Source organism: Nonomuraea sp. NPDC059023 (assembly GCF_042740095.1).
Taxonomy (GTDB): Bacteria; Actinomycetota; Actinomycetes; order Streptosporangiales; family Streptosporangiaceae; genus Nonomuraea.
In genome coordinates this window covers 40,740-50,280 of record NZ_JBHYIO010000062.1, presented here as the reverse complement: position 1 = coordinate 50,280, position 9,541 = coordinate 40,740, and the positions used below count along the sequence as shown (strand labels likewise).

The window sequence follows — 9,541 nt, the reverse complement described above, 5'->3', positions numbered from 1 at the left end:
CTTCCAGGGTTGTCGACCACTGGACTCGTTGGTGTCCTGCGCGCTGGCGAGGGGCGAGGGGCGAGGGGCGAGGGGGATTAGGGGTGGGGGGTTGAGGGGGTGAAGGCGGGGATCGCGCGGGAGATCAGGGCTACGGCGGCCAGGCAGATGGCTACCGAGGCGATGAAGACCGATAGAAGGCCCCAGGCCTCGCCCATCAGGCCGGCCACTCCGGCGCCGATCGGCATGCCGCCCATACCTATCAGTCGGTAGGCGGAGTTGACGCGGCCGAGCAGGCCGTCGGGGATGATCCGCTGGCGGGTCGAGATGACGATCACGTTGGACCAGGTGTTGGTGGCGCCCCACAGGATCGCCACGGGGAACAGTACGGCCGGGTGTGGTGCCAGGATGGGGGCCGCCAGTAGCAGGCTGCTGACCAGCCAGGAACCCACCAGCATCCGCCCCTCGCCACCCCACCGGATCACGCGGTCGCTCACGAACGAACCTCCCACGGCGCCGACGGCGAAGGCGGTCATCATGAGGCCGTACGCGGCGGGTGAGAGCTCCATGCGCGATCCCGGGCCGACGACCCACAGCACGAACACGGCGAAGAAGGCGGCGTTGCCGAGGTTCAGCATCCCGCTGCAGACCGCCAGCAACCTCAGGAACCGGTGCGCCCACAGGTACCGCAGGCCCTCGCCGATGTCAACCACCAGACTCCGCCGGTACGGCCCCGCCCCACCGCCCACCCCCGATCCGGACGCCTCAGAGCCTCCGCCCGCCCCGGAACCCAAGGCACCGGCGCCCTCCGGATCGGGCGCGATGCGTGCGGGCGGTCCGGAGACGGCCCGGTCCGGGGTGGTGTGTGCGGGCGATCCGGAGGTGGCCGGATCGGGGGTGGTGTGTGTGGGTGATCCGGGGACGGCCGGGTCCGGGGTGGCATGTCCGGGCGTGCGGGTCGGGTTCGGGGTGGAGTGTGCGGGTGCGCTGGGACGGGTGGCGGCGCGTGCGCGCGAGCCAGGCCCGGAGGCGGACACCGCGTCGTGGGTGGTGAGGGCGGACGAGGCGGAGGCTGGTGTGGTGGTTTCCGTGGTGAGGGCGGGGGTGGGGCGGTAGGTGCCTTGCATGCCCAGCAGCAACAGCCCGGCGAAGCCGTACAGGATGCCGGGGGTGCCGAGGATGGCGGGTGGGAGAAGGGCGACCAGGACGCCGGCCAGCGGCGAGCCGATGAAGTCGTTGCCGACCGTCTGGGCGCCTACGATGCGGCCGTTCGCCCAGGCCAGGCGGTCGGGTGGGACGGTCATCGGCAGGACCGACTGGGCGGAGGTGTCGGCGAAGACCTCGGCCATGCCGGAGAGGAGGACGGCGGCCAGCAGGATCCAGAGCGACAACGTGCCGGACCAGGCGAAGGCGGCGACGGCCACCAGCAGGGCGGCGCGGAAGGCGTTGGCGAGGACCATGATGCGCCGCCGGTCCTGGCGGTCGGCCACGGCCCCGGCCGGCAGGGCGAGCAGGAGCCAGGGCAGGGTGGTGGCGACGCCGGCGAGCGCGACCTCGGCCGGGGAGCGGGTCAACGTGACGGCCAGCAGGGGGGTGCCGACCTTGAGCACGCCGTCGGCGAGGTTCGACAGCGCCGATGACGACCACAGAAATCCGAACGAACGCATCACGGCTCCGCTAGTGTGTAAAGAAAACTGTGCATGTGTTTCTTTGCAAAGATAGGTTTGCACACTCATGGCGGGCAAGCGCTTTTCCAAGAGGACCCTCGACGTGAACGCCATGAAGTCGTTCGCTCACCCCCTGCGACTGCGGCTGTTCGAACTGCTGGAGGAGCTCGGCCCCTCCACCGCCACCCAGCTGTCCGGCCGCGTCGGCGAGAACACCGGCTCCACCAGCTACCACCTGCGCGAACTGGCCAGGCACGGGATGATCGAGGTCGCGGAGGGGATGGGGAAGGGCAAGGAGAAGTACTGGCGGGTGACCCCCGGCGGCTTCGGCTACGGCACGCCCGAGGACGCCGCCGACAGCGAGACGCTCGGCGTCATCCGCGTCCTCCTCCAGGACCTGGTACGGCAGCGCGGCGCCGAACTGGAACGCTGGCTCGCCGAGGAACCCGAAACCCCCAGGGAGTGGGTGGAGGCCAGCGGCCTGTCCCGCCGTTCACTGAGGCTGACGACCGAGGAGAGCATCGCCATGCGCGACGCCGTCATGGAGGTGATCGAGCCCTACCGCGTGGTGTCGGACGAGCGCGGGCCCGGCCATCCGGGCACCGCCCGGGTCATCGTCCACTTCGACGTCTTTCCCACGGGGGCCGGGTAGAGTGTGCGCCGACGTTCATGCCATAACGGGAGGCCGCGTGGTATCCAACGAGGCTCTCCGTTATCCGCCGGGCTCGCTCGTGATCTTCACCGGGCTGCCGGGCGCCGGCAAGAGCACCCTGCTGACCCGCCTGTACGGCCTGACCGGCGACGAGCACGAGCCCGTGGCCATCGGCCCGGTCCGGGTGATCGACTCGCGCCAGTCGCGTAACCGGTGGGGGCGCAGGCTGTCGTGGGCGCCCAAGCCGGTGCGCACGTTCGTGGTCTACGTCGGGCACGTGTCGCGCATCGGGCGCGAACTGTCCGCCGGGCACTCCGTGGTCGCGCACAACCGGGGCGCCTGGCCGCACGTCCTGCACGGGTTCGCGTGGCTGGCCAGGCGGCGCGGCCGGCCGTTCCATCTGATCCTGCTGGACGTGGACCCGCGCACGGCGCTGGAGGGGCAGCACGCGCGCGGCCGGGTGGTGCCGGCCGCGACGTTCGACCGGCACAGCCGCCGCTGGCGGCGGCTGCTCGCCCAGGTCCGCGCCGGTTCGCCGGGGCCGGCGGCGAGCGCGACGGTGCTGGACCGCGCGGCGGCCGACGCCCTGCGCGCCCTGGTGTTCGAGGACGTTCCGACGGTGGTGGACACCGGCTCGTAGCCGTGTTCAGTCGTGCCGGGGGATGCCGGAGACCTCGTGGTCGGCGTGGAACAGCGCTTCGTGGATCAGCGCGCGCACGTGGGCGTCGCGGGCCCGGTAGAGGACCCGGCGGCCGTCCCTGCGGGTCTCCACCAGGCCCGCCAGGCGGAGTTTCGCCAGGTGCTGCGAGACCGACGGCCGGGGCACGCCGACCGACTCGGCCAGCGACCCGACGTCGTACTCGCCCGATGACAGCAGCCACATGAGCCGGAGCCGCGTGCCGTCGCTGAGCATGCGGAACGCCTCGACGGCCGCCTTCACCTGCTCGGCGTTCGGGTCGGGTGCGCGCATGACTCCCTATGGTCCCCGTGGGCCCGAGCCCTGGCAAACCCGCGCGCCGTCCGCTCAGCGCCTGGCCATCAGCAGGCCGATGACGCCGTAGGTGCCGATCAGCCAGGCGGCGCTGACGTACGTGGACACCGCCGGACCGCCGAGGATCTGGGCCGCCATCGTCACCGGGAACCACAGCCCGGCCAGCAGGGGCAGCCACCGCAGCGGCCCTTCGACCCGCCCGGCGGCGGCGATCGTGATCCCCAGCGCCAGCATCCCGAGCATGCTCAGCGGCCACGCGGCGTCCAGGATCTGCATCCAGAGCGGGAACTCGTCGTGGGTGGCGTAGCCGAAGGACAGGACGTTGAGCAGGAACGCGGCGGGCAGCAGCACGAGCAGGCCGAGGGGGACGACCCGGCCGAGACGCTCGCCGGTGGCCCGCGTCGTCCAGACCCGCCACACGAACGCCCAGACGCCCGCCACGAACATCATCCCCGTGACGGTGTCGAGTGTCTGGACGCCCTCCTGGATCTTCTCGCCCACCACGACCGTGCCGGCGGCCCACGCCGCAGCGCCGGCGGAGAGCAGCGCCCCCGCGAGCCGGCCGCCCTCCGCCCTGGCCGAAGTGCTGTGGGTGATCATGGGTGCCTCCTGAAGGTCGATGAGGCACCCACGCTCTCCCGCCGCCGTCCCGGGCCACCAGAGCACGAGGTCCCGGTCTGAGCGGGGCAGATGTCCCGGTCCGGGAGGGATACCGGTCCCCTGTCACGGGTGTCCTGCTGTGTCACGCTGGAACGGTGTTCTGGTACCCCCTGCCCAGAGCCGCCGCCACCGCCGTGGCCGTGCTCTCCGCCGCCGGCGTCCTCGCCGCCACCTGCCTGGACCTTCTCTCCGGTACGGCCCCGCGCCCCGAACCCCTCGACTGGTCGATCTGGTCGTCCACGATCCCGGCTCTGGCCCTGGCCGGGGCCGGACTGGTGCTGTCCAGCCGCCTGCCCCGGCACCCGATGACCTGGCTGCTGCTCGGCAGCGCGCTCGTGGCGAGCCTGAACGGGCTCGGCGCCGCCTACGCCGTGCTGTCCTCGCAGACGTACGGCGGGCGGCTCCCGCTGACCGCCGCCGCCCTGTTCACCGGCGCCCGCCTGGGCCCGCTGCTGAACCTGGTGACCCCGCTGGTCCTGCTGTACTTCCCCGACGGCCGCCTGCCCACCCGCCGCTGGCGGCCCGCGGCATGGGCGACGCTGACCTCGGCGGGGCTCGCGGTGGCGGTCTTCGTCACGGTCCCCTGGCGCCTGGTCACGGACACCGCGCGACAGGGCGCCCCGTGGCCGGGGGTCGATCTGCCGGTTCCGTTCCTGCCGGACCAGGTGTGGCTGTCGGTGCTGCCGGCCGTACCCGCGCTGCTGGCGCTGAGCACGGTGGTGCCCGTGGTGGCGTTCGTGCGCCGCTTCCGCGGCTCGGCAGGCGTGCTGCGGGCCCAACTGCGCTGGATGGCGCTGGCCGCGGTGCTGAACGGCGTGCTGATCGTGCTACCCCTCGCGGTGGACGGCATCCCGCAGGACCTGACGTTCGTCGCGTCGCTCCTGGCCGTCGCGGGCGCCGTGCTGGTCGCCGTCGGCCGCTACCGGCTCTACGACATCGACCCGCTGCTCGGCTGGACCATCCTGTACGGCGGGCTGGCCGTGGCGGTGGTGGCCGTCGACGTCCCCATCTTCGTGGGCCTGGGCGCGCTGATCGACGAGCCGGTGGCCGCCGTGCTGGCCGCCACGGTGGTCGCCGTCGCCTACGCCCCGGTCCGCGACCGGGCACGCCGCTGGGTGAACCGGATGCTCACCGGCAGGGCGGAGCCGTACGAGGTGGTGTCGGCGCTGGCCGAGCGGCTGGAGGAGGCGAGCGGGCCGGGCGGGCCGCTGCCGGAGGCCGCGCGGGCGGTGTCGCGGGCGTTCGGCTCGCCGTACGTGAGGGTGGAGCTCGACGGGCAGGACGGCGGCACGCTCACGGCCGAGTACGGCGAGCCGCGCGCGGACGTGCTCGTGCTGCCGATCACCTACCGCGGCGAGCGGATCGGCCGCCTGGCGCTGGTGCCGCGTGGCCGGCTGGCAGAGGCGGACCAGCGGCTGCTGGCCGACGTCGTACGTCAGACGGCCGCGGCGGTGCGGGCGGTGGCGCTCACCGAGGAGCTGCGGCTCAGCCGCGGGCGGCTGGTCACCGGCGTGGCGGAGGAACGCCGCAGGCTGCGCAGGGACCTGCACGACGGGCTCGGCCCGGCCATGGCCGCCGCGGCGCTGAAGGTGGAGGCGGCCCGCAACCTGCTGGACCGCGATCCGCGGGCGGCGGGGGAGGTGCTCGGTCAGGTGCGGGGCGATCTGGGCACGGTCATCGAGGACGTCAGGCGGCTCGTGCACAACCTGCTGCCGCCCGCCCTGGACCGCTGGGGCCTGGCGGAGGCGCTGAAGCGGGAGGCGGAGCGCTTCCGCGGCGGCGGCCTGGACGTGCGCGTACGGGTGGACGCCGACCTGGGCGAGCTGCCCGCCGCGACGGAGGTCGCCGCCTACCGCATCGTGTGCGAGGCTCTGGTGAACGTCGCCAGGCACGCGGCGGCCCGTACCTGCGAGATCCGCCTGAGCACGGCGGAGGGCGAGCTGGAGGTCGAGGTGGTCGACGACGGCCGGGGCGTGGGTCCCGAGATCGCGCCGGGCGTGGGGCTGGCCGCCATGCGGGAGCGGGCGCGCGAGCTGGGCGGCCGGTGCGCGGTCACGCCCGGCGCGGGCGGCGGCACGCGGGTCCACGCGGTCCTGCCGTCGGGCTGGGCCGGATGAGCGTGCCGAGGGTCGTGCTGGCCGACGACCATCCCGTCTACCGCGACGGGCTGCGCATGATGCTCGACTCGACCGGGCGGGCCGAGGTGGTCGGCACCGCGGCCGACGGGCTGGGGGCTGTCGAGCTGGCAGTGCGGCTGCGGCCGGACGTGGTCGTGCTCGACCTGCAGATGCCCGGCATGGACGGCATCCGCGCCACCGAGCGGATCGTGGCCGAGGTGCCGGAGGCCGGCGTGCTGGTGCTGAGCATGCACGAGGACGACGACACCGTGCTGGCGGCGATGGTCGCCGGTGCCCGCGGCTACCTGCTCAAGGGCGCCGACCAGGGCGAGATCCTGCGGGCCATCACCGCGGTCGCGGGCGGGGAGGTGATCTTCGGGCAGGCGCTGGCGGCCCGGGTGAGCGGTTTCTTCGCCCGGCTGGCGCGGGGAGAGGCGTCGGGGGCGAGGCCGTTCCCGCACCTGACCGCGCGTGAGCGTGAGGTGCTGGAGCTGATCGCGGCCGGCCGCTCGAACGGCGAGATCGCCGAGCGCCTCCACCTGTCGCCGAAGACCGTGCGCAACAACGTCTCCAACGTCTTCGCCAAGCTCCAGGTGGCCGACCGGGCGCAGGCGATCGTCCGGGCGCGCGAGGCGGGGCTGGGGCGCGGCGGGTGAGGCAGTAGGTTCGTGGCATGTCCGCGCCCTTACCCGAGCTGGTGCCGCCCGACGAGCCGCTGGCCCTGCTGCTGAGCTGCCCGCCCGCGCTGCTCGACACGAGCCTCGACCAGCTCAGGACGCTGGCCGTGGTCCGGCGGACGGGCTCGGCGCTGCAGGCGGCGCGGCTGCTCGGCAGGGAGCAGTCCAGCGTGCAGAAGCAGCTCGACAGCCTCAACCGCACCTACCAGGCCCTCTGCGGCGAGGTCCTGGTCAGCAAGCGCGGCAGGGGCAAGGACTTCGCCTTCACCCCCACCGGCGAGAGCCTGGTCGAGCGGGCGCAGGAGGTGCTGGCCGAGCTGATGGACGACGTGCACGCCGGCCGGCGGCGCATCGGCACGACGCTGACCGTGGGCACGACCGAGTTCACGCTGTGGATCCTGTCGCGGGCGTGGGATCGGGTGGCGGCGGAGTTCACGCGGCGCGGCGTGGAGTTCCGGCTCGTGCACGTGCGCACCAAGGACTTCTGGCCGCGCCTGGACGAGGGCCGCGTGGACCTGCTGTGCGGCAGCGTCGTCACCCCGGTCGGAGCGCCCGCCGCCCACGACGCCTACGACGTGCTCGAATGGCGCCGCGGCAGCCCCGTCCTGCTGACCAACCTGCCGCACGAGGACCTGCCCGGCCCCTCGGCGCCGGTCAGCGCGCTCGCGAAACTGCCGCTGGTCGTGCCGGGCAGCGGGCTGATCGCCGACTTCCTGACGCGCTGGTTCGGGCCGGCCTTCCGCGAGCGCCTCACGATCGCCGCGGAGATCGAGGACGTCCAGTACGGCCTCGCCCTGCTGCGCTCCCGCCTGGCCAGAGGCTGCATGATCGTCACCCGCACCCTGGCCAGACGCGTCGCGGAAGGCGGGTCGCTACGCGTCGTTGACCTGGTGCACGACGTCGAGCCCAAGGTCGAGATGGTCTCCGCGGTGTTCACCAGGAAGGGCGAACGCGAACGCTACGCCCCGGACCACCCGCTGAACCTCCTGTGGGAGGCCCTGCGCGAGGAGACCGCCGAGACCGGGCACCCGTCAGTTCGCTAGCGCGGCCAGCCTGCGGCTCGTCTCGTACGCCTCCTGACCCCCGGCCTCGTCGCCGTGGCGGGCGCGTACGTGCCCGATCTGCTCGGCCGCCTCCACCACGTCGCGCGCGAGGTCGCCGGCCACCTGCAGCACCCAGCCGAACGCCCCCTCCGCCTGCGCCGGGTCCCGGTGCAGCACCCACAGCAGGCAGGCGGCGGCGGGGAAGGCGTCGCGGGCCGTACGGGGGACGGTGCGCCAGGCGGCTTCGGCCGCGTCGAGGTCGCCGTGCCGCGCCGCCAGCACGCCGAACAGCACCCACGCCCTCGGCTCCAGCTCGGCCTGCCCCACCTCGCGCAGCCGGCCGATCCCCGCCTCGGCGCCCTGCCTGCCCGACTCGACCGAGAACAGGAACCCGGCATGGGCGGCGCCCCACGGCGCGTGCAGCGGATGGCCGCTGTCCATGGCCAGCTCGAACTCGCGCAGCGCCGCCTCACGCTCGCCCTCCGCCAGCAGGTTCGCGCCCCTGGAGAGGGAGTCGGCCGGGTCGAGGAGGCTGAGCCGTTCCAGCATGTCGTGGGCCTTGGCCTGGTCCTCGGGCCCGCCGACCCGTACGGCCAGCCGCCAGGCGGTCTCGGCGCTCTGGAGGTCGCCCTCCCTGGTCTCCAGGATGCCGAGGTTGACCGCGGCCTTCCCGCTGAACATCGGCTGCTGCCGGGCCACGGCGTCCTGGTAGGCGCGCCGGGCGCCGGCGGCGTCGCCGTTCTCCTCCAAGAGGGTGGCGAGGTTGAACAGGCCGCCCGCGGCCGCCATCGGGTCGGGACCGGCGGCGACGCGGCGCAACTCGGCCAGACCGGCGTCGAGGTCGCCCAGCTCGCGCGCGAGCAGCACCCCGATGTTGACGGCCGCCATGGAGGCCGCCCAGCCCTCGCCCCGCTGCGCCTGCCTGAGCACGGCGATCGCCCGGTCGTGCTGCCCCCGGGCGCTGAGGATGGACGACAGGTCGACCGCCGCCATGGGGCCGTAGCGGGGGTGCCCGGTGGCGATCGCGCGCTCCAGCGCCGGCACGGCCTGGCCGGGCTCGCCCGCCAGCGCCAGCGCCGAGCCCAGGTAGGCGAGGCCCTCGGCGGCCAGGTCGGGGATCGGCGACTCCGTGGCCTGGCCGAACGCGTGGGCCGCCGCCCGCAGGTCGCCCTCCGCGACCCACATCCGGCCGCGCGCCAGCGCCGCGCGGCCGATCACCTCCTCGGCCGTGGCGGGGCTGGTGCGCGGCTCGACGTCGTGGCGGGCGAGCACCTCGAAGTTGTCGCGCGCGATCTTCGCGACCTGCCCGGCGCCGTGGTCGGCGGCGTGGCGCCAGGCGGCCTGGGCGGTGGCCATGTCCTCGTCGACGAGCACGTCGCCGATGCGCAGCGCCGCGTGCGGGGCGAGTTCGGGCTCGCCGCCCTCCACGATGAGCGAGAACCAGTCGAGCGCGTCGGCGTCGTCGCCCTCGGCGAACAGCGTCTCCGCGCACTCGGCCAGCATCTCGGCGCTCTGCCGGTCGCCGGACATGGAGGCCGCCATGGTCAGAATCACGATGTTGAGACCGCTGTCCGGCGGCAGCTGGGGGACCCTGCCGATTCTTCGCGTCAATGCCTTGCCTTTCCTGCGCTCCGACCAAGAACAGAGTGCTTTCTACCAAGAGGTATGGACGAAATGGCCGAATTTCGCGGTAATGATCGGAGGATCATTCGGAGTTATCCGCCAGACATTTCGCCGAGCCAGAGGAGAACCCAC

The 9,541-nt window shown here is 73.6% G+C and carries 9 protein-coding genes; 5 read left to right on the top strand and 4 right to left on the bottom strand.

The genetic code is table 11. The features are described from left to right. Nucleotides 1–77 precede the first annotated feature (77 nt). Nucleotides 78–1,646 (bottom strand): MFS transporter, encoded by a 1,569-nt coding sequence (locus ACFWYW_RS54440; RefSeq protein WP_379612861.1) that lies wholly within the window; start codon nucleotides 1,644–1,646, stop codon nucleotides 78–80. 112 nt (nucleotides 1,647–1,758) lie between these two features. Here ACFWYW_RS54440 and ACFWYW_RS54435 point away from each other — a divergent pair, with 112 nt between their 5' ends. Beyond that, nucleotides 1,759–2,298, top strand: a complete 540-nt coding sequence (locus ACFWYW_RS54435; RefSeq protein ID WP_379612992.1) for a winged helix-turn-helix domain-containing protein — start codon at nucleotides 1,759–1,761, stop codon at nucleotides 2,296–2,298. Between the two features lie 37 nt (nucleotides 2,299–2,335). Beyond that, nucleotides 2,336–2,938, top strand: a complete 603-nt coding sequence (locus tag ACFWYW_RS54430; RefSeq protein ID WP_379612860.1) for an AAA family ATPase — start codon at nucleotides 2,336–2,338, stop codon at nucleotides 2,936–2,938. Between the two features lie 6 nt (nucleotides 2,939–2,944). On the opposite strand, the gene ACFWYW_RS54425 is transcribed toward ACFWYW_RS54430, so the two are convergent. Together ACFWYW_RS54425 and ACFWYW_RS54420 are read right to left on the bottom strand one after the other, a co-directional pair. Then, on the bottom strand, nucleotides 2,945–3,268 hold the full coding sequence (locus tag ACFWYW_RS54425) for an ArsR/SmtB family transcription factor (protein WP_379612859.1): 324 nt from the start codon (nucleotides 3,266–3,268) through the stop codon (nucleotides 2,945–2,947). 54 nt (nucleotides 3,269–3,322) lie between these two features. After that, entirely contained in the window at nucleotides 3,323–3,889 is a 567-nt protein-coding gene (locus ACFWYW_RS54420; RefSeq protein ID WP_379612858.1) for a hypothetical protein, read from the bottom strand. Between the two features lie 155 nt (nucleotides 3,890–4,044). On the opposite strand from ACFWYW_RS54420, the gene ACFWYW_RS54415 reads away from it, so the two are divergent. The 3 genes from ACFWYW_RS54415 to ACFWYW_RS54405 are packed head-to-tail and all read left to right on the top strand — an operon-like array spanning nucleotide 4,045 to nucleotide 7,786. Continuing rightward, the gene (locus tag ACFWYW_RS54415) at nucleotides 4,045–6,066 is read left to right on the top strand and encodes a sensor histidine kinase (protein WP_379612857.1); all 2,022 of its coding nucleotides are present in this window, start codon (nucleotides 4,045–4,047) and stop codon (nucleotides 6,064–6,066) included. Further along, nucleotides 6,063–6,722, top strand: coding sequence for a response regulator (locus ACFWYW_RS54410; RefSeq protein ID WP_379612856.1), 660 nt, complete (start codon nucleotides 6,063–6,065; stop codon nucleotides 6,720–6,722). The genes ACFWYW_RS54415 and ACFWYW_RS54410 overlap by 4 nt, the downstream gene beginning before the upstream one ends. A gap of 17 nt (nucleotides 6,723–6,739) precedes the next feature. Continuing rightward, complete coding sequence (locus ACFWYW_RS54405) at nucleotides 6,740–7,786, top strand: LysR family transcriptional regulator (RefSeq protein WP_379612855.1); 1,047 nt, start codon at nucleotides 6,740–6,742, stop codon at nucleotides 7,784–7,786. On the opposite strand, the gene ACFWYW_RS54400 is transcribed toward ACFWYW_RS54405, so the two are convergent. Continuing rightward, a complete protein-coding gene (locus tag ACFWYW_RS54400) occupies nucleotides 7,775–9,397 on the bottom strand; it encodes a tetratricopeptide repeat protein (RefSeq protein WP_379612854.1) in 1,623 nt (540 codons plus the stop codon). The two genes, ACFWYW_RS54405 and ACFWYW_RS54400, sit on opposite strands and share 12 nt — an antisense overlap. Between the last annotated feature and the right edge of the window lie 144 nt (nucleotides 9,398–9,541).

Excerpts from the sequence above, each read along its gene's own strand:
- ACFWYW_RS54420 (WP_379612858.1), bottom strand. The coding sequence starts at position 3,889 with ATGATCACCCACAGCACTTCGGCCAGGGCGGAGGGCGGCCGGCTCGCG.
- ACFWYW_RS54405 (WP_379612855.1), top strand. The coding sequence starts at position 6,740 with ATGTCCGCGCCCTTACCCGAGCTGGTGCCGCCCGACGAGCCGCTGGCC.
- ACFWYW_RS54425 (WP_379612859.1), bottom strand. The coding sequence starts at position 3,268 with ATGCGCGCACCCGACCCGAACGCCGAGCAGGTGAAGGCGGCCGTCGAG.
- ACFWYW_RS54435 (WP_379612992.1), top strand. The coding sequence starts at position 1,759 with ATGAAGTCGTTCGCTCACCCCCTGCGACTGCGGCTGTTCGAACTGCTG.
- ACFWYW_RS54440 (WP_379612861.1), bottom strand. The coding sequence starts at position 1,646 with ATGCGTTCGTTCGGATTTCTGTGGTCGTCATCGGCGCTGTCGAACCTC.
- ACFWYW_RS54410 (WP_379612856.1), top strand. The coding sequence starts at position 6,063 with ATGAGCGTGCCGAGGGTCGTGCTGGCCGACGACCATCCCGTCTACCGC.